Origin of the sequence: Pseudomonas sp. 10S4, assembly GCF_034344865.1 — a bacterium.
Lineage (GTDB): Bacteria > Pseudomonadota > Gammaproteobacteria > Pseudomonadales > Pseudomonadaceae > Aquipseudomonas.
The window spans coordinates 1951548-1976169 of sequence record NZ_CP133774.1 but is presented as its reverse complement, the minus strand read 5'-3'; the positions used below and the strand labels follow the sequence as shown (position 1 = coordinate 1976169).

Genomic DNA, 24622 nt, shown 5'->3' with positions numbered 1-24622 from the left:
CCGGCCAAGCTTTATCTAGGCAGTCTTGCACGCAAGCGTAGACCATTATTCAGAACACAATATTTATTCAGATTCGTTACATTCCCTGCTTCACGCCCCGGCAATTCTCAAACGCCAGACAGCAAAACGCCCGGCGTCTGCTTGCGCAGAGGCCGGGCGTCAGTGTGTCGCGCGAAGGTTACTGAACGACGCCAGCACCACCGAGTTTGCCCATCACGAAGCCGACAAATTCTTCGACGGTCATTTTCTGGCCGTTGAACTCCACCTGATTGTTGGCGTAATGCAGTTTGGAGACGACATTGGTGCCGTCCAGTTTGGCCAACTGTGTGCCGATCGCCATGCTGGCGAACATGTCGCTGGTCGCCGTTGCCTGGTCGACGATGACCTTGGCGTCAGTCTGGCCATCCGCTTGTGCTTGCAGGCTGAGCAGGTCAACGAGCATTGGCTTGGACACTTGCAGGTTGATGTCCAACAGGGCGATCAACTGACGGACCAATTGATCCGGCGGCAGGTCCATGGACGCCGGTTTGGTCAGGTCGAGCACCAGGTTGGCGCGGCTTTCACCGTTGGCAGTGTTGAACGACAGGTTCTCCAGCGCGAATTGCGGGCCGGCGGCCAACAGTTTTTCCAGGCCGGACTTGACCTGCGCTTCTTCGGCCGGGGTCAGGTTCAGCTCTGGCGCGGGTTCACCGGCGGCAGTCGCGGCGGCGGCGGCCTGCTCGTACGGTTGCAGCTTGGTCTGGTAAATCTGCATCAACGACAGCGTCGACGGGATGTCGAGGTTCTTCAGGCTCATGGCCATTTGTGCCGAACCGACGGTTTTGCCGTTAAATGTCAGCTCGCCGACTTTGTAATCGGCACGCCCGGAAGCGCTGGTGCCCGACTCTTCAGTCTGGTTCTTCATCTCGAATTTGTTGACGCCGACGATCAACTGCTTGGCGCCGAAGGTGGTCTTGCTGCTGGTCAACTCGACGGTGTTATCCCCGGTGTAGTAGCCGTAGGTGCTTTTGACCAGGTTGCTGGCCAGGGTCAGGCCGTTCAGCTCGACGGTCACCGGCGCCTGATCTTCAGACACGGTGGTCAGTTTCAGGCTGTCCATGTAACCGCTGGCTTTCACTTTCTGCGCCTGGGCGCTGGCGGCGATGTCCATGTTCAGCCCAGAAAACTTCAGGCTGGACTTGTCATCCAGAGCCGTTTCCAGCGGCAGCAGTTCGAAAGTGCCGTTGGTGGAGTTGTCATAACCAATGTTAACCACGCCTTTGACCGGCGACAGGCCGTTGGCGGCGGCAAACCATTTTTCCGTGAGCGGGGTTTTTTCCAGCTCAAAGTGATTGGTGGCCATGACCGGCAACCACTTCAACGAAGCCAGACGCGAGAACGGCAGCGGGCCGTGCTCTACATGATCGACGAAGAGCAATTCGACCGGTGCGCCACCGAACATATCGCCTTCGCCCTTGAGGCGGTAATGAGCAGTGCTGCTGAAAACACCACGTTCCACGGACACCAGTTCCAGGGACGCCGTGCCGTTGGAACCCACCAGCGCAGTTTGCAGTTCTTTGTTGGCGTCAACGACGGAGGCGTTCAGCACGCCTTCCAGTTTAGTGCCGGTGTACCAGGCACCGCCGGCGCTGATTGCACCGATGGCAACGACAATTCCAAGAAGCACGCCTGCTGATTTATTCATGAATTACCCGATCAATGTCCGTTGTTGAAAGTGTGGTCGTCTTCCCTGAACCCATGACGGGTTGCGGTCACGACTGCGCAAAAGTGCGATGGAGATTAGCATTTGCGGGGCGGGAGGGCTTAATGATTAAAGGTGAAAGAGTGTCTATGGACCATTCGTATGGGTCGAGAGTTTCAGCGGCCGTAGGATCGCCATCGCGAGCAAGCTCGCTCCCACAATGGTTCGGTGGTGAACACAGATTTTATGAACACCAGAGAACAACTGTGGGAGCGAGCTTGCTCGCGATAGCGTCAGCCCTTCCAACACAGATCAGGAATACTGCACTTCAATCTCATCCAGCTGATGATCAAAGCTTTTTAGCCGCGCCGTCCACGTATAGACCAGCACTTCAAAATCCCGATTGATCACCGCCCCGCCTGTCACTTCCGCGCGCGGGTCGCAGAAGTCCAGTTGATAGCGCTCACGGGCCATGGCGTTGGCGACGTCGGAGAGTTCGCGGGCGTTGTTGAGCCAGTGCCAGCCTTCCTCGGTGACTTGCTTGTCGAGGGCCAGGCATTGGGTTTTCAAGGCTTCGAGGCTTTTTTCCAGCGGTGTACCGGTGAGTTCGCCCATGACTTCCTGGAACGTGCGCCCCGGTTGCCAGTAGCTGCCCCAGAAATAACGGTCAAACACCGTTTCGACCCGACGCAGCGCGACTTTGGTGTCCCAGATCAGCACCAGGGTCTTGCCTTGTTCGAGGTGTCTTCGCTTGATGCGCGTGCCCTGGACCGACGCCCAGGCCACCACCACGATGGACATCACCGCGATCAGCGCCGACGCGCTGTCGAGGAACACCAAGGCCTTGTCGATCTGGTGGGCGAGCATGATGCCGTAGAAATAGGTGGCCGACAGCAAAACCAATGCTGCAATAGCGCACCAGAAGCCGGGAGCATAAGGGTTTTTCATTATTAGAGTCCCCATGACCAACGCGAGCCTTGATTGACGAGTTCGCTGCGCGACCCCGTCAAATCAAAGCATAGCAACGGCCTCAGGGTTTGCCGGGCTGTGACGCTTGCGTTCGTCCGCTTTCCCAACCGCCGCCGAGCGCCAGGAACAAATCGATCTGGCTCATCGCGACTTGAGTGTTGGCCGACGCCAGTTGCGCCGTGACATCGGTGTAAGTGCGGGTGGCTTGCAGGTCCGCCAGGAACGACGCGCGGCCGGCCGTGAAGAAGCGGTGGGTCTGGTCCGCCGCCAGTTTTGCCGATTGCTCGGCGTCGGCCAAGGCATCCCGGCGTTGCAGCAGCGCGGAGTACTGGGCCAGGCCGGTTTGAGTCTCGCGGATCGCGTTAAGCACCACGCCGTCGAAGTGCGCCAACGCGCCTTGGGTCGAGGCTTCGGCTTCGCGGATGCGTGCCCGGGAGCCGTTGGACGGTACGGTCCAGCTCAGCAACGGGCCAAAGCCCCAGCGATTGGTCTGCGGTTGGCCGAGGTGTTCCAGGGTGCCAACGGTGCCGATGCTCGCGCCGATGCTGATGTCCGGGTACAACTCGCCGGTGGCGATGCCGATACCGGCGGTCGCGGCGGCCAGTCGGCGCTCGGCCTGACGCACATCAGGGCGGCGTTTAAGCAGCGTGGCGCCGTCACCCACCGGCAACAATTGCGCAATCTTCGGCAACTCGGCGCAACTGCCGGTGCCGGCGGGCAGTTGATCCACCGGTTTGGCCAGCAGCATCGACAAACGGAACAACCCGGCCTGACGCGCCGCTTCATAACGCGGCATGTCGGCGCGCAAGGATTTGAACTGGGTTTGCGAACGGGTGACCTGGGTTTCATCGCCGCGCCCGGCATCGCGCAAGCGCTGGGTCAGCGTGGTGCTCTGGCCCTGCAGGTCGAGGGAATGCTGGGCAATTTCCCGTTCTTCGTTGGCCGCGCAGACTTGGGTGTAGGCCCGAACCACGTCGGCCACCAGGGTAATGCGCGCCGTGTCGCTTGCCGCTTGGGTCGCATCGGCATTGGCCTTGGCCGCTTCGATGCCGCGCTGCAACGTGCCAAACAGGTCGAATTGATAAGAGGTGGTGATGCCGATGTCGCCGACATTGGCCACAGGCACTTTTTCTGGCAACAGGAACGCTTCGCCAGACTCCTGCAAACGCTGGGCGCCCATCTTCAAGCCGCCGCTCCAGCCGCCCGCCGCCTGGGCTTCGTCGACCTGAGCCCGCGCCTTGGACAGGTTCGCCGCCGCCACGCGCAAATCAGTGTTGGAGGCCATGGCCTGCTGCACTAACTGGTCGAGACGCGGGTCCTGATACAGGCGCCACCAATCGCTGGGCACCGGCGCCGAGACGACATCTTTGTCGCTCGCCGCCAGATTGCCCTGAAAGTCGTCACGGTGAACGGCAGCTTCGCCCGGCAAGTGATAATCCGGCCCGACCACCTGACACGCCGACAGCAACAGGCCTAACCCGGCCACCGCCAAAGCCGAGGCTTTGCTCATTTCGCCGGCTCCTCGGTTTTGTCGTCGATGATCGATACCGTCGCGGTGCGCCCGGCAATCATGCGGAAATCCGCTGGCACGTCGTCGAAGGCGATTCGCACCGGAATCCGTTGGGCCAGCCGCACCCAACTGAACGCCGGGTTGACGTTCGGCAACAGGTTGCTGCCGCTGCTGCGGTCGCGGTCCTCGATGCCGGCGACGATGCTTTCCACATGCCCGCGCAAACGAGCACGGTCGCCGATCACTCGGATATCAACGCCTTGGCCGATGTGAATGCCGTCCAGTTTGGTTTCTTCGAAATAGCCGTCGATGTGGAAAGAATTGCTATCCACCACCGACAAAACCGGCCGCCCAGCCGTAACGAATTCCTGGGCACGCGGCGCACGGTCGTTGATGTAGCCGTCCACCGGGCTGCGGATCACCGAGCGATCGAGGTTGAGTTGGGCGCTGTCCACCGTCACCAACGCTTCGGACAAGGCCGATTGCGCACGGGCGACTTTCGACAGGCTTTCCTCAAGCTGCTCGCCCGGCACCAGATTGCCGAGGCCACGGTTACGCTTGGCCTCGCGCTGAGCCTGGGCCAGGGTTTCTTCACGATCGGCCACTGCCGCTTTCGCTTGGCGCAGGGCCAATTTGAAACGGTCCTGGTCGATGCTGAACAGCACTTGGCCGCGTTGCACCAACTGGTTGTCGCGCACCTCCACTTGCTGGATCAGCCCGGAGACGTCCGGGGCGATCTGCACGATGTCGGCACGGATGTGCCCGTCCCGGGTCCAGGGCGCATACATGTAATACATCACCATGCGCCAGACGACGACGACAGCGAAGGTCACGATCAGCAAGGTCAGCAGCACGCGACCAATGGTCAAAAAGGTTTTTTCATGTCATCAGGTATCGACTGAGTGAGTCCACGGCGCCGAGGAGCAAAGCGTAGAGAGCCACGTTGAACAATGCCCGGTGCCAGACCAGACGGTAAAAGTGCAGGCGCGTCAGCACCCCGTGCACCAACAGGTACAACACATACGTAATGCCCATCAGCACCAGCAGCGTGGGCAGGAACACCCCGCTGATATCCAGATCACCGATCATAAAGGCGCTCCATCGATGCCATGGGGAAGCGGTTCTTCGAGTTCGCCGGTGCCGACGAATTCAACGCCGGGCAACAACGCCAGACGCAGACCGCTCAAGGCGTGCAGCAAATGTAGACGGGCCTCGTCATCGCACTCGGTGTTCAGGGCCCGACGAGTACGGTCGAGGGTCATCAACAAGGGGCTCGGCGCCGGCAAACGTTCGCCCGCCTTGAGGCAGGCCTTGAAGTACTCACCGACTTCGGCCACCACCTGTTGCAGCAGCACTTGCGGGACACCTTGCACTCGCGGCGTATACGCGAGCAGGTCGAGCAGGTTCAGGGCAACGCGTACTTCCCGCAGGGCGACGCCGGTGTCTTGACCGGTCAAACCCAGGCGCGGCAAGTGCTGCATCAACCGGTCGAGCATTTGCACACCGAGCTTGCGGTGTTCGGCCAGGTTGGCCGGTTCGGTCAGGCTGACAATGTCGCGCCAGCTAAAACGAGTCAGGCGTTTGGCCGCCAGTTCTGCGCCGAACGGCCGGGCAATCAGGGTCCAGACGAAGGCAAACAACAGCCCGATCGGCCCCGCCAGGTTGGAGTTGGCGAAGCTGAGGAAATCCGCGTCGTAGGCGCCCTGGATGCTGATGAAGGACGAGGTGTTAACCAGCGTCAGCAGCATGCCCAGGTAAAACTGCGGCTTGACCGTGAGTGTGCCGATGCAAATGAACGGCACGGCAAACGCCAGCACCAGCATCGGGAAGTCATGCAGGTTCGGCAGCACCAGAAACAGATACAGGCTGGCGAACAACACCGACATCGCCGTCCAGAAAAAGAACCGGTAGATCTGCGGTGCCGGATCGTCCATCGAGGCGAAAAAGCTGCACGCCACCGCCGCCAGAATCACAGCGCTGCCGCCGTCGGTCCAGCCGAGCAGAATCCACAGCACCGACGCAACAATGATCGCGCTGACCGTGGACATCGCCGAATAGAGCATCAGCCCACGGTCAAGGAACGGCGTCAGGCGACCGAGCCGCCAATGCCGATACACCGCGCGCCAACTGTCCTGGCTTTCGCACTGGATGGCGTATTGCAAGCTGCGGCAGTCTTGCCACAAATCGATCCACTCGCCGAGGCGATACAAAGCGTTGGAGAACAGCAATTGTTTGCGATCATCCAGCGCCTCGGCACTCGGTTGCAGGGCTTCGAGCTGCTCTTTCAGCGCTTGCCAGCGGTCGAGGTCGGCGTCTTTGTGATTGAGCCATTCGGTGGTCGCGGCCAGTAGCGGCGCGAACTTATCCACCAGCTCCGGGGTGCGGCGCTCAAGCGCATAGAGCGCGTCATCGAGGGCATCGATCACCGGCAGCAAGTGGATCATCCGCCCGCGCAGTTCCTTAGTATTGCGCACCGTTTGCGGCCGCGAGCCCTCGTGGGGCAACTGGCCGATCATCAGCTCCAGGCTGTTGAAGGTCGCCACCATGGCCGCGCGCAGGGTGCTGACTTCTTCCGGTTTCACGTCGCGAGTGAGGAAGCGCAGGCTGTAAGTCGAGGCGTCGGCGAACCATTTATTCACCGAATCGTTGAACACCGGCGCCAACCGCCGAGGCCAGAACATGGCGCCGACCACTGCTGCCACGGCGATGCCGAGGAAGATTTCTTCGGTCCGCGCCTCGGCGATGTCCCACACCGCCAGCGGGTTATCCAACACCGGCAGGGCAATCAGCGGCAACGTGTAACCGGCGAGCATCAAGGCGTAGCTGTTGGCGGTACGCAGGTGCAAGGACAAGAACAGCAACGTCCCGGTCCACAGCGCGATGATTACCACCAGCACATAGGGGCTCTGGACAAACATCGGGACGAAAAACACCGCCGCCGCGGCGCCCATAAACGTGCCGACCGCGCGGTAAAGCGCCTTGGAACTGGTCGGGCCGACAAACGGGCTGGAAACGATGTAAACCGTGGCCATCGCCCAATACGGACGCGGCATCTGCATAAGCATGGCGATGTACAACGCGGTCATTGACGCGGCGAACGTACGCACGCCGTAGAACCAATCCCGCGCAGGGGGAACGCCTGTCCAAAAACCGTTCAAGGCTGGATCACCGACGGATGATTGGCCGCTTCAAACGCTCTGAGCACACGCAGCGCCGCTTCAAGATCGCTCTGGTCGATGCCTTCGAGCACTTCGTGGCGCAAACGCACGAGTTCGACTTCGACGGCTTGCACCAGCTCACGACCAGTGTCGGTCAGGCTCAGGCATTTGGCGCGGCGGTCATAGGCGTCTTCGGTGCGGCGTACGTAACCGGAATTGCACAACTGATCGAGCAACCGCACCAGGGACGGGCTCTCCATCCCCGCCGCCTGCGCCACCGTCACCTGCCGCACACCCTCCCCCAAACGCCCGATCATCAACAACGGGACGGCGCAGGCTTCGGAGATTCCATAATTGACCAGCGTGGTCTGGCAGATCTTCCGCCAATGCCTGGCGGCCACCACCATGGCACTGCTGATGTTCATCTGGAGAGCGTCGAGGTTTTTTGGCACGGGGGAATGACACACTGTTAGTTTGCTAACTATCAATATCGCATTCGAGGGGAAAGCTGGTCAAGTTTTGAAACAAATTGGATCAACGACAGAGTAGCTACCTTCCGATGGGCCACATTCAGAAATGTCTTCATACCGGTTTGGCACAACGGATTGGTTGCACATCATGAGTCTCACACCTAGAATCTCCCAAAACGGGAGAATTTCGATTCGTGCGAATAATTGCCAAAGGGACTTTGAGGATTTTCTGGGAAAGTAGCCCGGCATACGCCGACGCCGTAACGCCTCTCTCAGAGTGGTATCGACACATGGAGAAGTCGTCATATCGCACTCCCCAGGAAGTAAAAGCCGAGCTAAGGACTGCCAGCGTTTTAAAAGGTGGGCGTGTGGTATTCAATATTGCCGGCAACAAGTATCGAGTGATCCTGGCAATTGACTACGAACGGCAATTGGGTTTTGTGCGCTTCGTCGGCACGCATGCTCAATACGATCAGATCAATGCGGAGACTGTGTAATGGACATCAAACCTATCCGAACAGACGAGGACCTCACCCATGCGCTTTTGCGTATTGAGCAGCTGTGGGGAGCGGCTTTGGACTCGCCTGAGGGTGACGAACTCGAAATACTGGCCTTGCTGGTAGAAAAATATGAAGACGAGCATTTTGCGATTCCGGCTTCCGACCCTATCGAGGCGATCAAATTTCGCATGGACCAGCAAGGTCTGACTGCCCGGGACCTTGAAGCCTTCATCGGCCCCAGCGGTCGCGTGTCAGAAGTACTGAATGGCAAGCGTCCGTTGAGCCTGAAAATGATCAAGCGCCTACACGATGGATTGCGCATTCCTTATGAGTGCCTGTTTGCCGAGGTGGTTTGAAATTGGCCGGATCACCCTCCTTCAAACAAAGGAGGGCAGAGGCGAGGAACAGCGCGTATAAAGCTCTGAAAACAGCACGTGAGTGGTTTTCTAATCAGATTTCTTCATCACTTTGTAAGTTTTTTGCACATTACCGTCGTTTTACAAAGATTTTTACACCCCCGCCCCTTCCTCAACAACACATCCAACTGATCCACCACCTCCGCCCAATCCGCGTCATCCAGAATCTCATCGCGCAAAAACGCCGCTTGGCTCTCGCTCCAGAAAAACGCGTCCGCCAAATGCAATTCCGGCTTGAGCGGGGAGTGAGTGGCAATGAATTGGTCGATGCTGACCGGGTCGTTGTCCAGGCCGAGTTGTTTGAACAGGGACGGCAGGCTGTGGGTTGGGGATTCCATGTTGGGCTCCTGGGTGGCTGAAAATTGTTCGCGGGCAAGCCTCGCTCATACAGGGATCTGCGGTCCATTGTAGGAGCGAGGCTTGCCCGCGAAGACGGCGTCACTGACACCGTAAACCTAATGACTCAACTCGCAAACCTCCGCATGCGGCACCATTTTCAAAAACTCGGGCATGCTCATGTGCACCAGGTTGTGGTGGTTGCCGGCCTCCAGGTAGATGTCTTTCTGCCGGGTCAGCAACGGGTCGATGACCATGTCCAGCCCATAAGACTCACCCAACGCCGGCACCGCGCCGCGTTCGCAGTCGTTGAACAGGTGCGCCAGGGTGCTTTCCCGGGTGATTTGCCATTCGCCGCTGCCGCGCACTTTGCTCAGGTCCAGGTGGCGGCTGGCGGGCAGTACCGCCATCAGGTAGTGACCATGGTGGTCGTCGAGGATCACCGATTTGGCCACCCGTTCGGCAGGAATGCCCGAGACCCGCGCCGTTTCAAGGCTGCTGGCCGAGTGCGGGTGGGTGACGATGTCGAATTCGCAGTGGGCCTTTTCCAGGCTGCTCTGCACCGTTCTTGCCATACGCATGATGCACCTCAGTGTCCGCTGCAACGACAAACGGACGATGATTAAACCCGTTTTCTTCCATTGGAAGTCTAGGTCGGCTGGCGCAAATCGGTGGGAAATCTGCCCGCCGGAAACCACGCACCGCGGATCAAAATTCAGACGACCCCAGGCTCAACTAGACTGTATACAAAGAACCCCGTGACTCTCCCGGAGGGTCAAGTGAACACTCGTTGTTGTGCAATTGCGTTGCTGTTGGCCTTGAGCGGTTCGGCGTTCGCGGCGGATGGCGTTGTCCTGTTCATTCCCGATCCGCTTGGCCTGTGGCTGATCGTGTTCGGCATCGCGTTTCTGGTGGCCGAGGCGACCTTGCCCAATTACGGCGTGGTTGGTCTGGGCGGTCTGGTGATGTTCGTGATTGGCGCGGTGATTCTGACCAATGCCAGCGTTCCGGTGCCGTTGATGATCGGCCTCGGTCTGGTCAGTGCCCTGCTGTTGATCGCCCTGCTGATCCGCGCCCTTAAAACCCGCCCGCGCCGCCTCGTCAGTGGCGATGCCGGTTTATTGGGCAGCGTGACGCCGGTCACCGGTTTGCAAGGGACAAACGCCTACAGCGGCTGGGTGCAGTTGCAAGGGGAACGCTGGCAGGTACTCAGCGCCACACCGCTGCAACCGGGCCAGCATGTCCGCGTCGTGGCGCGCAAAGGATTACTGCTACAAGTGGCCGCGGCTGACGCGGCGCCGGTTGGAGAATAGTCATGGGCCTGCAAGTCGGTTTTGCCGCGCTGCTGCTGTTGGTGATTGCACTGGCGGGGTCGACCTTCCGCATCCTGCGCGAATACGAGCGCGGCGTGGTGTTCCAGCTCGGACGCTTCTGGCAGGTCAAGGGCCCCGGCCTGATTCTGCTGATTCCGGTGGTCCAGCAAATGGTCCGCGTCGACCTGCGGACCATCGTCCTCGATGTGCCGCCCCAAGACGTGATCACCCGCGACAACGTCTCGGTGAAGGTCAACGCCGTGTTGTACTTCCGCGTGCTCGACCCGCAAAAAGCGATCATCCAGGTCGAAGACTTCCTCATGGCCACCAGCCAACTCGCCCAGACCACGTTGCGGGCGGTGCTCGGTAAACATGAACTCGATGAGCTGCTGGCCGAACGGGAGCGGCTGAATGTCGATATCCAGCAAGTGCTCGATGCCCAGACCGACAACTGGGGCATCAAGGTGGCCAACGTCGAAATCAAGCACGTGGACCTGAACGAGTCGATGGTGCGCGCCATCGCCAAGCAGGCCGAGGCCGAGCGGGAACGGCGGGCCAAGGTGATTCACGCCGAAGGCGAATTGCAGGCCTCGGAAAAACTCATGCAAGCCGCGGAAATGCTGGGGCGGCAGCCGGGGGCGATGCAGTTGCGGTACATGCAGACCTTGAGTTCGATTGCCGGGGACAAGAGTTCGACGATTGTTTTTCCATTGCCGATTGAGTTGTTGAAGGGGATGGCGGATTTGTCTTCGAAATCTTAAAAGATCGCAGCCTTCGGCAGCTCCTACAGACGGTGTTTCAACCGGAAACGGCGGTAACCCACGTCCCGTAGGAGCTGCCGAAGGCTGCGATCTTTTGATCTTTCCTACAGACGCCCACGTCCGGCAATCTCGTCGGAGATTTCCTTCAAGTTGTAGCGGCTTTGGTGAACGTGTTCCGGCCCAAGCGCAGGTCTAGTCTGGGTTTGTCACTGAATAATCGGTGACACGGACGTGCAAGTCCGACGAAACTGTTTAGGTCGCAATTGCCATATCTCTCAATGGGCATTCAGGCTCACTGCTTTATGGCGGCTGCGCGCAGGAGATCCTCGGATCTGCTGGGTGTCCTAAACAGTCCCGGTCTTGCACACCTGCGCTCGGCCGCCACCCCATTCGCGTGCAAGCGAACGGTGACGGCTCCCACTTACTGTTTAGGATTTTTTATATGCACAAAGTTACGCCGAATCCTCCAGAAAACTCTGGAACCGATTCCCCCGAAGCGCTCGACGCAAGAAAAATGAAAGAAGCCGCCGACCGCGCCTTCGCTCATTACTTCCCCCGCCCCACGAAAAACCCGTCAAATCCCGCAAAGGCAGACTCTTCAACGTGTCCGCCGACATCGACACCGAAGCCGTGCTCGCCAACGCCTCCGAAGACCTGCTGTCCATCAGCGCCATCGCCGCCGACCTGGCCGACGATGTAGACGGAACGCGCCGCTCAGTCGCCCTGGCACTCAGCCGCATGGCCGACGGCGTGCAATTGCTGGTCGAGCGAGCACTGGATGATTGGGAGGCGTTGAAACTGATGCAGGCTCAGGCCAAGGTTTAGCCCAGGTAGATTTGTGCTGAATTGACCACCGCCATCGCGAGCTTGCTCGCGATGGCGTCAGACCCGCCGATCATTTTCCAATGTCTCATAGGGTTCTCGCGCCCAACACTCAACCCGCTCGCGCAACAGCGCCGAGGCTTCACGGCGCTTGTCATCACTGTCCCCGACAAACACTTCGGACGATTGCTTGGCATGCTGTCCCACCGCCGCAAACACCTGCTTTCGCTGCACATCATCCAACCCAAAAACCCGGCCAACCTCCCGGCCATTGCGCCCGGCAATTCGCTGTAATTCACCGCCACTCCACCAAACTCCCGGCATCGCGCCAACCCCAATGCCAGCAACCGCCCGACCCTTCGGGCGATGTAATCCTCACGGCTTTCGACTGGCAATTCATCATCCAACCCACTCAACCCGATCATCCCCGGCACCATGTGCATGCCCGCGCGGCGCAGATGTGAAACAGCAATTTCCAACGGGTCGCGGTACACAAATAACCAAGGCGTGTCGGGAAAGCACTCGCGTAACAGTGGTAATTCAGCGATGTTCCAGGCATCGAGTTTGATCACCATTCGTTGCTCCACACCGCGCCGACGCTGGCCGTATGCAGATAACAACCCTTCGATGCCGGCACGCCGCTCGGCTGCCGGCAAACTGCTGCGCAGCAGGGCGTCCAGCGGCGGCGGTTCGCTGATGACGATGTGGTTGTCGAGTCGGGCAAGCATCTGGCTGATCAGGGTCGAGCCGCAGCGCGAAGCGTGAAAGATAAACGCATTCGGCGCCAAACCGGGACGGCTCACCTGCCAGTCGCCAAGCGTAGCCAACGGCGTTTGTCGGCGAAACGCCTGGTTGAACGGCAGGCGCAGGGCATCGTCCACAGCATCGCGAAAAAACGGCTGATGCAGCGGTGAGTCGCCAAACCAGCACCAATCAACCTGCCACTCACCGACCTGTTGCCAGACCCGAATCGGCAACCAGCCTTCCAGGTTCAGGCGTTCCATTGTTCATTCCATTGGCGACGACCATTACGCATCGCCGCACGCAGTTCTTCGCGCGAGAACACTAGGCCTCGCTCGGCCGCCAGTTCCAAGGTTCGGGTGATAAAAATTTCAGCGTCCGGCAAACCCTGCAACGTTTTCGCGAGCTGCGAATCGCTGGCCACTAAACGCTGAAACTGCACCAGCGAAATATCACCAACGCCAGGCAGCGGCGTGGTCGAAACACCGTCGGCAATCGCCTGCTCCAACCAAGCGTCGGGCCGGCAATCGAGCACCAGATGAATCCGCGTGCAACAATCGCGATTGTCCACGCGATGGGGCCGCGACAAATCAAGAAACCAGCATTCCCCGGCGGTCATCGACATGCGCTGACCGTCGAGCAAAAAATCCACGCGAGGCGGGCTGAGCAGAGGGATGTGCAACCGCAGATCGGCGTTCGGCTCGCCGAGGTCATAGTCGCGATGCTCATGAATCTGCCCGCCCGGACCGAGCCGCAGCAGGCGCGCCGAGACGATTTCCAGCGGCAGATCCCGCAACCCTTGCTGCCAATGGAGATCTCGCAGCCAGGGCGCACGCAACTGCGGCTCACCGAGCCCCGGCGAGAGCTCAGTCAACGCATCCGCCGCCGAAATCAGCGCCACGCCGCTCCAGTCGCCGGTGTAGTAGGCGCTATTGAAATGACCGTGCCACTCGTCTTCGCCAATCGCCGCCAACGCCTGCAGCAGCAACGGTAAATCCACCGTCACTGGCAGGCGAGAGAACGCCGCTCGGCTCATCGCTTTGGCAGCAGGTTACTGAGCCGGAGCATGAGGTGGCACTGGCACCGCAATGTCGCCCGACGCCCACGCGGCTTCGCGATTGGCCAACGCGGTGGCGATGGACTGGACCTGGGTGGATTGCACTTCATCCGGCATCGGATCGAGGCCGGCGCTGGCGAAGATTTGCCCGTAAGCGTTACGCAGATCGGCGTAGGACAGGTCCCGACGCAGATCCGCCTGCAAGGTGTTCAGTTCACCCTGGATCAGGTCTAGCTCACCGATGCCTGCGGCCTGATGACGGTTACGCAACTGCTGCAGAATCTGCCCATCGATGCTCGACAGTTCCTGGTTGGTCTGGAACTGATGCATTGCTTCCTGGTAGTTCGCGTTGGCCACGTAGAGCTGGGCCAGCACGGCAATCGACATCGCCTGACGACGAGCCTTGGCCACTTCTTCGCCAGCCTTGGCCACATCGATCGCCGCCGGTGCGGAAATCACGTTGAACAGGTTCCAGGTCAGCTTCACCCCGTAGTCGGCCCACTTGTCGTTGACCAAAAACGAGTTGCTGTCGTAATGCCCGCCCGCCGAAAACTCCAGCCCCGGCAACAGCCGCAGCATGGCTTTACGGGTTTCTGCGGTGCTGATGCGCGTCTGGTAATCCTGCTCGCGCAGTTCCGGACGGGTGGCCAGGGCTTCATGTTCAAGGCTGGCCATGCCGACCTTCAACTGCGGAATCGAGTAATCATCCGGGGTCGCCAATTTCAGATCGGTGCCCATCGGCAGGTTGATCAGGGTCGCCAGTTCGGTTTTGGCCAGGGACAGTGCCCGGCGCTGCTCTTGCAACTGACGGGTTGCCTCGATCAGCGAGCGCTGATAACTCAACGCTTGCACCGGATCGCCAATGCGTTGCTCGCTCATGCTCTGGCTGTTGGTGCGCGCCGTGTCGACCCGTGCCATCAGGCTGTCGATCTGCGTGAGCAGACGTTCAGCAGCTACCGCTCGCCAATAGGCCGATCGCACGTCCTGGACGATGGTGTTGATCACCTTGCGCCGACGTTCCTGAACGATCAGTCGCTGGTCGCCCTGTTGCTTGGCGCTGATGTAACTGACGCCGAAGTCGAGAACGTTCCAGACCATGGTCAGGTCGGCGACTTTACGGTCGCGGTCCTGGGAGGTCGACGGTTCCAGGGATTGGGTGCCGGTGCGCACGCTCTGGCTGCTGGAGGCACTGACGTTGTTACGCCCGGCGTAGCCCGCGTCCAGTGCCATGCGCGGCAACATGTCGAAACTGGCAAGGTCGAGTTGGCGCTTGGCCAGCGCCTCTTCCATGATCTTGAGTCGGCCTTCGAGGTTGTATTTCACCGCGCGGGCCATGGCTTGGTGCAGGGTCAGCGGACCACTGAGGGGTTCCTGACCTGAGTACATGCTCTGCAAATCGCTTTTGGCGCGTTGCTCACTGACGCTGCGTTCAATCGGTTCACTCTTGACTGCACATCCGCTGATCGCCAGCGCCAGCAGGCTGGCGCCGAACAACTTATGACTTCTTTTCATCCTTGGTTTGCCCCTGGGTGCCACACAGAATTAAATTTTTTCAGGCCTGCATTTCGCTGATGCCGACCTGTTTGAATGCCGCCGCCAGGCTGTCGACCTGACGTTGTTCAGTGTCTTTGAGCTGTAGCAGTTGCTGGGCCAGACTCGGCGCGCCAAACACGCCGCGCAGCCCTTGGGAAACATCCCCGCCGCGGATCGAATGATTGCCGAAGCTATTCAGCGAATCGCGCTCGGTACTGGTGTCCTGATTGAACAGACTCGACAACGTACTGGTGCTGAACACCCCGCCATCGCCGCCGCCAAAACCAAGGAAACCGTGCCCCGAACCATCGCCACCACTGTCGCTGCTGCTAAACACCTGCGCGATGTAGCTTGGCGCCAGCGCCCCACGACTCATGAAAATTTCGCCCAGTGGCCGGATGCCGTTGCCGATGATCCGGTCTTCGAACAACGGGGCAAAGGTCAGTGGCGAGCCAAGGTCACCTGTAGGTGCAGCGAAAATGATCGGTTGCAGCGGCAGGTTCGGTTGATCGGACACTGTGACCGGTTCAGTGACGCGGAACTGCGGATCGGCCGGTACGTCGACAACGATGGATGTCGGTGGAACGACGACCGGTACGGTGTTGATTGCAAAGTTGTTCGACTGGCTGGTACCGCTGCCGGCGTTGCCCGAACCGTCACTGACGCCCGCCATGTTCAAGCTGATCGCGTTGCTGCCATTGCTTAGGTTGCTGGTCGGCGTCAGCGTCGCGGTCCAGGTTTTACCGCCGTCGTTGCTCGCCAGATTGGACAAGGTGCCGTTGGCCACATTGATGTCGGAGAGGTCGAAACCCTCACCACTTCATTGAAGGCAAATGTCACCAGCGAAGTCTGGCCAACGCCCAGGTTCGGGTTAGCCACCACCACCGTGGCGGTCGGCCGCTCGCCGTCGATCACGTAGTTGTTGGACACTGCCACGCCGGTGCCGGTATTGCCGGACAGGTCGGCGACGTTGCTGGTGTCCAGCGCAATGAAATTGCTCGGGTCGGTGATGTTCGCCGTCGGTGTGAAGGTGGCGGTCCAGGTCTTGCCACCGTCGCCGCTGGCCAGGTTGGTCAGCTCGCCGTTGGTCACGCTGAGGTCCGACAGGTCGAAATTGTTCACCGCCTCGCTGAAGGTGAACGTCACCAGCGTGGTCTGGCCGATGCCCAGGTTCGGGTTGGCGACCACAATTGTCGCCGTCGGCCGGGTGGCATCGAGCGCGTAGTTGTTAGAGATCGCGATCCCAGCGCCAGCATTGCCCGCAGCGTCCGTCACGTTGCTGTTGTCGAGCAGGATCAGGTTAGTGGTGTCGTTGATGTTGGCCGTCGGGGTCAGCGTGGCGGTCCAGGTTTTGCCGCCGTCACTGCTGAGCAGGTTGGACAGGTTGCCGTTAGCGACGCTGAGGTCCGACAGGTCGAAACCCGAAACCGCTTCAGTGAAGGTGATGGTGACCGTGGTGGTTGCACCGATACCCAGGCGAGAATCCGCCACGACAATGGTCGAGGTCGGCCGCGCGGTGTCGATGGCGTAGTTGTTGGAGTCGGTCACGCCCACGCCGCTGTTGCCCGAGGCGTTGGTCACGCCGCTGTTGTCGAGGCTGATCAGGTTGGTGGTGTCCGTCACGTTGACGGTTGGCGTAAAGGTCGCCGTCCAGGTAATTCCGCCGTCACTCGACGACACATTACTCAAGGTGCCATTGGCCACGGTCAGGTCGGCGTTGGTGAAGCCGCTTACCGCTTCGCTGAAAGTGATGGTCACCCCTGACGTTTCGCCGGCCTTGAGGGCGGTGTCGGTGATCACGATGGTCGAGGTCGGGATTTGGGTCTCGACCACATAGTTGGCGGAGTCGGTGGTGCCCGCACCGGCATTGCCGGCAAGGTCGGTGACACCCGTGTTGTTCAGCGTGATGAGGTTAGTCGCATCGGTCACGCCCACGGTCGGGGTGAAAGTCGCGGTCCAGGTGATGCCGCCGTCGCTGCTGCTCACCGCACTTAACGTGCCGTTGGGGACACTCAGATCGCTGTTGTCGAAACCGCTGACGGCCTCGCTGAAAGTGATGGTCACCAACGAGGTTTCGCCCGGCTTCAGGGTGGTATCGCTCAACACGATGGTCGCGGTCGGACGCTGGCTGTCGATGGCGTAATTGTTGGAATCAGTGGTGCCTGCGCCAGCGTTGCCGGCCAGGTCCTGAACGCCGGTGTTGTCCAGCCGAACGATGTTGCTGGTGTCGGTAATGCCGGCCAATGGCGTCAATGTCGCGGTCCAGGTAATGCCACCGTCGCTGCTGCTGACGTTACTCAGGGTCGCGTTATCGATCAGCAGGTCGGCGTTGGTGAAACCGCTGACCGCTTCGCTGAAGGTGATGGTCACCAGGCTGGTCTGACCCAAGCCCAGTACCGCATTGGCGACCACGATGGACGCGGTAGGACGCTGGGTGTCGATGGCGTAGTTGTTCGAATCAGTGGTGCCTGCGCCGGCGTTGCCCGAAGCGTTTTGTACGCCGCTGTTATCCAGAGTGATCAGGTTGCTGGTGTCGGTGATGGCGTTGTTCGGGGTGAACGTCGCCGTCCAGGTTATGCCGCCGTCGCTGCTGGTGACGGCGCTCAATGTGCCGTTGGCAATGGTCAGGTCGGCGTTAGTGAAACCGGTCACCGCTTCAGAGAAGGTAACGGTCACCAGGGACGTTTCGCCGATATTCAGTGCAGTGTCGGCCACCACAATCGTAGCCGTTGGCAGCACGGTATCGATGGTGAAGTTGGCCGAGTTGGTGACGCCGGTGCCCGCGTTGCCGGCGAGGTCGGCGACCCCGCTGTTGTTCAGGCTGATCAGGTTGGTGGTGTCCTTGACGCCGACGGTCGGGGTGAAGGTCGCGGTCCAGGTGATGCCACCGTCGCTGCTGCTCACCGCACTTAACGTGCCGTTGGGGACACTCAAATCGCTGTTGTCGAAACCGCTGACCGCCTCACTGAAGGTGATGGTCACCAGCGAGGTTTCACCCGCGCTGAGCGTGCTGTCGGCGACCACGATGGTAGCCGTCGGACGCTGGCTGTCGATCGCGTAGTTGTTGGAATCAGTGGTGCCCGCGCCAGCGTTGCCGGCCAGATCCTGTACGCCGGTGTTGTCCAGCCGAACGATGTTGCTGGTGTCGGTAATGCCGGCCAATGGCGTCAATGTCGCGGTCCAGGTAATGCCACCGTCGCTGCTGCTGACGTTACTCAGGGTCGCGTTATCGATCAGCAGGTCGGCGTTGGTGAAACCGCTGACCGCTTCGCTGAAGGTGATGGTCACCAGGCTGGTCTGACCCAAGCCCAGCGCCGCATTGGCGACCACGATGGATGCGGTAGGACGCTGGGTGTCGATGGCAAAGTTGTTCGAATCGGTGGTGCCAGTGCCGGCGTTGCCCGAAGCGTTTTGCACGCCGCTGTTGTCCAGGGTGATCAGGTTGGTCGCGTCGGTAATGGCGTTGGTCGGGGTGAATGTCGCCGTCCAGGTGATCCCGCCGTCGCTGCTGGTTACCGCCGTGAGCGTACCGTTGGCAATCGTCAGGTCGGCGTTGCTGAAACCGGTCACCGCCTCGGAAAAAGTAATGGTCACCAGCGAAGTTTCGCCGATGTTCAGCGCGTTATCGGCCACCACAATAGTGGCCGTCGGCAGCACGGTGTCGATCGTGTAATTGGCCGAGTTGGTGGTGCCACTGCCCGCGTTGCCAGCAAGGTCGGCCACGCCAGCGTTGGCCAGGGTGATGACGTTGGTCACGTCATGCACGCCAACGGTTGGGGTGAACGTCCCGGTCCAGGTGATGCCGCCGTCGCTGCTGCTCACCGCACTCAACGTGCCGTTGGCGATGGTCAGGTCGGCGTTGGTGAAACCGGTCACCGCCTCGCTGAAGGTAATGGTCACCAGCGAGGTTTCGCCAGCGCTCAGGATCGGGTCTGCCAGGACGATGGTCGCGGTAGGCCGAACCGTATCGATGACAAAGTTGTTGGAATCGGTGCTGCCGCTACCGCTGTTGCCCGCCAGGTCGCTGACCCCTGTGTTGTCGAGGGTGATCAGGTTGGTTGCGTCATTGGTACTGGCGCTTGGCGTGAAGGTCGCCGTCCAGGTGACGCCACCGTCGCTGCTGCTCACCGCCGTCAACGTGCCGTTGGCGATGGTCAGGTCGGCGTTGGTGAACCCCGTAACTGCTTCACTGAAGGTGATCGTGACCAGGGAGGTGTCGCCGATTTTCAGCGCATTGTCCGCCACCACGATGCTGACCGTCGGCCGCACGGTGTCGATGGCGTAGTTGTTCGAATTGCTGGTGCCCGTGCCGACGTTGCCGGAAGAAACTGCCTGTACGCCGGTATTGTCCAGGGTGATCAGGTTGGTCGCGTCGGTAATGCTGGCGGTCGGTGTGAACGTCGCCGTCCAGGTAATGCCGCCGTCGCTGCTGCTCACCGCCGTGAGCGTGCCGTTGGCGACGGTCAGGTCAGCGTTGGTAAAACCGGTCACGGCCTGGCCGAAGGTGATGGTCACCAGCGACGTTTCACCGATATTCAGTGCGTTGTCGGCCACAACGATGGTTGCGCTCGGACGCACGGTGTCGACGATGTAGTTGCCAGAGTTGGTGGTGCCGCTGCCGGCATTGCCCGCCAGATCAGCCACGCCGGTATTGGCCAGGGTGATGACGTTGGTCGCATCGTTGACGCTCGCTGTCGGCGTGAACGCGCGGTCCAGGTGACGCCGCCATCGCTGCTGCTAACCGAGCTCAACGTACCGTTGGCGATGGTCAGGTCGGCGTTGGTAAAACCGCTGACCGCCTCACTGAAGGTGATGGTCACCAGCGAGGTTTCACCGGCACTCAGGTTGCTGTCGGCGAGCACAATGGTCGCGGTCGGGCGCTGGGTGTCGATCGTGTAGTTGTTTGAATTGGTGGCGCCTGTGCCGGCGTTGCCCGCCGTGTCGGTGACCCCGGTGTTGTCCAGGGTGATCAGGTTGGTCGCATCAGTAATGCTGGCGGACGGCGAAAACGTCGCCGTCCAGGTGACGCCGCCGTCGCTGCTGCTGACGGCACTCAACGAGCCGTTGGCGATGGTCAGGTCGGCATTGGTGAAACCGGTGACCGCCTCAGAGAAGGTGATAGTCACCAGCGACGTCTGGCCGATGGCCAGGGCCGTATTCGCGACCACGACGGTCGCCGTTGGTCGAACGGTATCGATCGCGTAATTGTTGGAGTTGGTGGAGCCCGAGCCGGCGTTGCCCGACAGATCGGCGACGCCGGTGTTATCCAGGGTGATCAGGTTGGTCGCGTCAGTGATGCTGGCGGTTGGCGTGAAGGTGGCCGTCCAGGTGATGCCGCCGTCGCCGCTGCTCACCGCGCCCAACGTGCCGTTGGCGATGGTCAAATCCGCGTTGGTGAAACCGCTGACCGCCTCACTGAAGGTGATGGTCACCAGCGACGTCTGGCCGATGGACAGGCTGGTGTTGGCGACCACGATGCTTGCCGTTGGCCGGGCGGTATCGACCCCGTAGTTGTTGGAGTTGGTGGTACCCGTGCCGGCGTTGCCCGACAGATCGCTGACCCCGGTGTTATCCAGGGTCACGACGTTGGTGGTGTCGGTAATCGAGTTGGTCGGCGTCAGCGTGCCGGTCCAGGTGATACCGCCGTCGCTGGTGCTCAGTCCGCTGATGCTGCCGTTGGCCACAGTCAGGTCGGCGGTGCTGAAACCGGTCACTGCTTCGCTGAAGGTGATGGTCACCAGCGAGGTTTCACCGATGGCCAGTGCCGTGTCGGCGACCACGATAGTCGCGCTCGGCCGGACGGTGTCGATTGCGTAGTTGTTCGAGGTGGTGGTGCCAGCACCGGCGTTGCCTGCCGTGTCGCTGACCCCGGTGTTGTCCAGGGTGATGACGTTAGTGGTGTCGGTGATGCTGGCGGTTGGCGTGAAGGTGGCCGTCCAGGTGATGCCGCCGTCACCGCTGCTCACCGCGCCCAACGTGCCGTTGGCAATGGTCAGGTCGGCATTGGTGAACCCGGTGACCGCTTCGCTGAAGGTGATGGTCACCAACGAGGTTTCGCCAACGATCAGCGAATTGTCAGCGACCACGATGGTCGCGGTGGGCCGCACGGTGTCGACAATGTAATTGTTGGAATCGCTGGTGCCGACGCCCACGACACTGCCGGTGACGCTTTGCACCCCGGTGTTGTCCAGGGTGATGACGTTGGTGGTGTCCGTGATCGACGCGTTCGGCGTGAAGGTCGCGGTCCAGGTCACGCCGCCATCGCCGCTGCTCACCGCGCTCAGGGTGCCGTTGGGAATGGTCAGGTCGGCGTTGGTGAAACCGGTCACGGCAGTGCTGAAGGTGATGGTCACCAGCGAAGTTGCGCCGATGCTTAACGTCGGTGCGGCCACTACGATGGTCGCGGTGGGCGGCTCGATGTAATTGTTGACGAGGGTGCCGTCGTTGCGCAGGTTGGTCGCCGCTGTCGGGCTGCTGCCGCTGGCGCCGCCCCCCGACGCACCTCCGCCGGAGCCGCTGCCACCGACGTTGCCGCTCAGGGCTGCGAAGTTGGCCGCCGTCATGATCAGCGTGCCTTTGTTCCAGATCCCGCCGATGCCCTGGCCTGCGGCGCCACCGGGATCAGCGCTGCCGCCATCACCCGCCAGCCCGCCGCCACCACCGCCGCCGCCACCGGCCGCGATGTTGCCAGTGATGTGCGAGGTGCCGATCACGGTCAAGGTGCCAGAGTTATAGACGCCGCCCGCTGCCGAGCCGCCGATACCGCCGACCTTGTCCCAACCGGAGCCGCCACCGCCGCCGCCGACCGTAATGGTGCCGTTGGTGGCCGAACCACCATGGCCGCCAACGCTGTAGCCCGACGTGCCGGAAGTACCGCCGGCACCGCCGGTACCGTTGAGGGCACCGCCACGGCCGCCGAGATGGATCGAGTCATAACTGCCGCCGATGCCGCCCACGCCGGAACCACCTGCGGTCCCGAAATACGTTGGCCGGCCCTGCGCCGTGGTGTTGCCGCCGGCACCGCCGCCCGAGCCGCCAACCCCGCCGCCGCCGCCACCGCTGCCGCCGCCATAAATCGGCGTCACGCGCACCCCGCCGCCGCCGCCGGACGCCGCGTTGGCGCTCACTGTGACGTTTTTCAGGGTCAGGTTACCGGCATTCAAAATCCCGCCGCCCAAGGCATCACTGGCGGTGAAACCACTATTAGCGCCATTGCCGGCGGCCAGGCCTTTGGTGATGGTCAAGCCGTCGAGCAGTACCGTGCTGCCGGACGCGACTTCAATGACGCGGGTCTTGTATTGACCGCTCAGGGTCACGTCGGCCACGCCATCGTTGTTCAAATCACCGTCGATGGTGATGTTCTTGTTGACCAGCAATTCGGTGTTCAGGTTAACGATCATGCTGCCACTGAACGTCACGATGTCGCCGTTCTGCGCCAAGGCCAGTTCGGCGCGCAGGGAGTTGGTGCCGCTGTCGAGGTTGTTGGTTGCGGTCCAGGTGGCCAGGCCCCATTGGTACGCACTCATGGATTGAGCCGAGAGCACGTTGACGCTGTCGATGGTGCCGGTCGCGATTTCCAGGTTCCAGTCGCCGCCCACACCGGTGCGGTTGCTGGACGCGGCGACATCGCGGCCGGTCATGTTGGCAATCGAGTCGACAAAACTCACGCCGCGATCACCCTCGGCGGTGTAGCAGGCGTAGATCAGGATGTCGCCGCCGACGTTCATGTCCTTGCCGATTTGCCCCAGCACCGCGCTGCGCGCGCCGACGTTATCGGCGGACAGATAGGTGCTGCCCAGCCACAGATCCCCGGCGTTGCCGTGGGCAATGATTTCCACCGTGCTGACACCCTGGTGGCTACCGAGGTAGTCGGCGATTTGCTGCAAGCCGTCCTTGCTGCCATCGAGTTGCACCACTTGGGTGCCGGGCGCGACACCTTTGAGCAGGCTGTCTGCGTCTTTGACCCGCGAATCGACGAACACCACGCTCTGCCCAGGTACCGCGACCGGTGTCGCGGCGGCTGGCGTTGCATCGGCCTGACCGTGAGTGTCCTTGCTGGCCACCGGGTGATCGGCGTTCGGTGCCTTGGCGGCATCGGCAGTCGGATGGCTTTCAGGCTGGGCGGCATCGGCCACCGTGGCCGCCACCGCGCCGTCGAACAGCATGCGCGGCTCCAGGGACATGATCATGGGCGCGGCCAGTGCCCTTGCGCCTTCGGTAATCCGCGACTTGCCTTTGCTCAACCACATGCTGCTCACCCGAACTCGAACTTTCTTGAGGCATCAATGAGAACGCCGCGATTAACTGATCGCGGCGTCGGCTTTCATACGAATGACATTGGCGGCGCTGGCTGAACCATCGAGCCAAAAGGACAACTCCGCGTATTGCTTGAACAAGTCCGGCGGCAGAATGGTGCGCCTGGTTTGCAGTTCAACCTTGGGTTTGACCTTGTGCAGGCCCGCGATCCCAAGGCCTTGATCGAATTCCGGCGCGTCATATGCCAGGTTGTTGAAATCGTGCTCGAACCACGGCTCTTCGATGAAGTCGTAAACCAGCCGCAGCACCCGCTCCGGGGCCTGGGTCAGCAGGTCGTAATCGACGATCAACAACGACTCGGCCTGTTCGCCGTAATACGCTTCCTTGAGCGCCGCCCAGGCAAAACCCACCAGGCGATTGCGCTGAGCGAGGGTTTCGCAACGGCTATAAACGGTGTTGCGCTCAGCCGCGTCGACAAACAGCTTGGTGTTTTCATAAGGATTGGCGCGGTAGAGGCGTTCGAGACTGTCCATCACCCAGGCGACATTGCGCACACAGGCAATCACCTTGGCTTTGGGAAACAGGTCGTTGATGGCCGGCAGCCGCGAGCTCCACAACCGATTGGTGTCGAACACCACTGGTTTGTCGGCCTTGTCGGCGTAGAAAGAGTCGAACAATCCGCGAAGCAGACGGCGACGCAGGCCGGTATCGATCACCGCACCAAACTCGCTGCCGGCGCTGCATTGATCAAGGACGCTGCTGAAGAGAGAACCGACCGGGCTGGTCATACCGGCGTGAAAACGCGGATTCTGCAAAAGAATCGCAGAAAGCAGGGTGGAGCCTGAACGCGGCAAGCCGGAGATAAAGTGGAACTGCTGCAATCCCTTCACCGTAGTCGTAAGTCCATTTGTAGGACAAAGCGTAGTCTATGGATGGGGTTTCCACTAGTGGGCTTTTGATATCAAATTGGAGCTGAATCGATGAAAAAGAGTAGTGAATATCACTGCTCTTCGGGTGAATCGTTTAAGCGCAGTGATCAAGGGCGGCTAGCCGGTCTGGGAGTTAGAGCAGGCGCATTACCCAGATGCTGACCACGATG

Annotated in this window: 16 protein-coding genes and 3 pseudogenes; 5 read left to right on the top strand and 14 right to left on the bottom strand. The window is 60.7% G+C overall.

Translation table 11 applies throughout. The features are described 5' to 3' along the window. Positions 1–178: 178 nt before the first annotated feature. The 7 genes from RHM58_RS09160 to RHM58_RS09130 form a co-directional block, all read right to left on the bottom strand. Positions 179–1684 carry a YdgA family protein gene (locus RHM58_RS09160; RefSeq protein WP_201199505.1) on the bottom strand — a complete coding sequence of 502 codons (1506 nt, stop codon included), beginning with the start codon at positions 1682–1684 and terminating at the stop codon, positions 179–181. A 309-nt stretch (positions 1685–1993) separates the two neighbouring features. Next, positions 1994–2629, bottom strand: a complete 636-nt coding sequence (locus RHM58_RS09155) for an NADH:ubiquinone oxidoreductase subunit N (protein ID WP_201199503.1) — start codon at positions 2627–2629, stop codon at positions 1994–1996. An 82-nt stretch (positions 2630–2711) separates the two neighbouring features. Then, positions 2712–4160 (bottom strand): efflux transporter outer membrane subunit, encoded by a 1449-nt coding sequence (locus tag RHM58_RS09150; RefSeq protein ID WP_322270141.1) that lies wholly within the window; start codon positions 4158–4160, stop codon positions 2712–2714. After that, the gene (locus RHM58_RS09145; protein ID WP_322270140.1) at positions 4157–5029 is read right to left on the bottom strand and encodes an HlyD family secretion protein; all 873 of its coding nucleotides are present in this window, start codon (positions 5027–5029) and stop codon (positions 4157–4159) included. The genes RHM58_RS09150 and RHM58_RS09145 overlap by 4 nt, the downstream gene beginning before the upstream one ends. A gap of 10 nt (positions 5030–5039) precedes the next feature. After that, positions 5040–5249 (bottom strand): DUF1656 domain-containing protein, encoded by a 210-nt coding sequence (locus tag RHM58_RS09140; RefSeq protein WP_008059581.1) that lies wholly within the window; start codon positions 5247–5249, stop codon positions 5040–5042. Then, positions 5246–7318, bottom strand: a complete 2073-nt coding sequence (locus RHM58_RS09135; protein ID WP_201199500.1) for an FUSC family protein — start codon at positions 7316–7318, stop codon at positions 5246–5248. Before RHM58_RS09135 ends, RHM58_RS09140 begins: the two co-directional genes overlap by 4 nt. Continuing rightward, the gene (locus RHM58_RS09130; RefSeq protein ID WP_201199494.1) at positions 7315–7743 is read right to left on the bottom strand and encodes a MarR family winged helix-turn-helix transcriptional regulator; all 429 of its coding nucleotides are present in this window, start codon (positions 7741–7743) and stop codon (positions 7315–7317) included. The genes RHM58_RS09135 and RHM58_RS09130 overlap by 4 nt, the downstream gene beginning before the upstream one ends. A gap of 239 nt (positions 7744–7982) precedes the next feature. Here RHM58_RS09130 and RHM58_RS09125 point away from each other — a divergent pair, with 239 nt between their 5' ends. Both RHM58_RS09125 and RHM58_RS09120 read left to right on the top strand, forming a co-directional pair. Continuing rightward, positions 7983–8285 carry a type II toxin-antitoxin system HigB family toxin gene (locus RHM58_RS09125; RefSeq protein WP_201255475.1) on the top strand — a complete coding sequence of 101 codons (303 nt, stop codon included), beginning with the start codon at positions 7983–7985 and terminating at the stop codon, positions 8283–8285. After that, positions 8285–8644, top strand: coding sequence for a helix-turn-helix domain-containing protein (locus RHM58_RS09120; protein WP_322270139.1), 360 nt, complete (start codon positions 8285–8287; stop codon positions 8642–8644). Before RHM58_RS09125 ends, RHM58_RS09120 begins: the two co-directional genes overlap by 1 nt. A gap of 107 nt (positions 8645–8751) precedes the next feature. Here RHM58_RS09120 and RHM58_RS09115 read toward each other — a convergent pair whose 3' ends face one another. Further along, the gene (locus RHM58_RS09115) at positions 8752–9042 is read right to left on the bottom strand and encodes a DUF2789 domain-containing protein (protein WP_322270137.1); all 291 of its coding nucleotides are present in this window, start codon (positions 9040–9042) and stop codon (positions 8752–8754) included. A gap of 117 nt (positions 9043–9159) precedes the next feature. Then, a complete protein-coding gene (locus RHM58_RS09110) occupies positions 9160–9621 on the bottom strand; it encodes an aminoacyl-tRNA deacylase (RefSeq protein ID WP_201255474.1) in 462 nt (153 codons plus the stop codon). A 198-nt stretch (positions 9622–9819) separates the two neighbouring features. Here RHM58_RS09110 and RHM58_RS09105 point away from each other — a divergent pair, with 198 nt between their 5' ends. The 3 genes and pseudogenes from RHM58_RS09105 (at position 9820) to RHM58_RS09095 (ending at position 11939) form a co-directional block, all read left to right on the top strand. After that, the gene (locus RHM58_RS09105; RefSeq protein WP_322270136.1) at positions 9820–10353 is read left to right on the top strand and encodes an NfeD family protein; all 534 of its coding nucleotides are present in this window, start codon (positions 9820–9822) and stop codon (positions 10351–10353) included. Positions 10354–10355: 2 nt separating this feature from the next. Beyond that, complete coding sequence (locus RHM58_RS09100) at positions 10356–11114, top strand: slipin family protein (RefSeq protein ID WP_201255472.1); 759 nt, start codon at positions 10356–10358, stop codon at positions 11112–11114. Positions 11115–11556: 442 nt separating this feature from the next. Beyond that, a pseudogene (locus RHM58_RS09095) lies at positions 11557–11939 on the top strand (DUF6124 family protein). A 57-nt stretch (positions 11940–11996) separates the two neighbouring features. Here RHM58_RS09095 and RHM58_RS09090 read toward each other — a convergent pair. The 5 genes and pseudogenes from RHM58_RS09090 to RHM58_RS09060 form a co-directional block, all read right to left on the bottom strand. Next, positions 11997–12940: pseudogene (locus tag RHM58_RS09090) on the bottom strand (sulfotransferase family protein). Then, positions 12928–13713 (bottom strand): aspartyl/asparaginyl beta-hydroxylase domain-containing protein, encoded by a 786-nt coding sequence (locus RHM58_RS09085; protein WP_322270135.1) that lies wholly within the window; start codon positions 13711–13713, stop codon positions 12928–12930. Before RHM58_RS09085 ends, RHM58_RS09090 begins: the two are co-directional and overlap by 13 nt. 15 nt (positions 13714–13728) lie before the next feature. Continuing rightward, entirely contained in the window at positions 13729–15246 is a 1518-nt protein-coding gene (locus RHM58_RS09080) for a TolC family protein (protein ID WP_322270134.1), read from the bottom strand. 40 nt (positions 15247–15286) lie between these two features. Continuing rightward, a pseudogene (locus RHM58_RS33955) lies at positions 15287–23516 on the bottom strand (Ig-like domain-containing protein). 51 nt (positions 23517–23567) lie between these two features. Beyond that, positions 23568–24413 carry a sulfotransferase family protein gene (locus tag RHM58_RS09060; protein WP_201199481.1) on the bottom strand — a complete coding sequence of 282 codons (846 nt, stop codon included), beginning with the start codon at positions 24411–24413 and terminating at the stop codon, positions 23568–23570. Between the last annotated feature and the right edge of the window lie 209 nt (positions 24414–24622).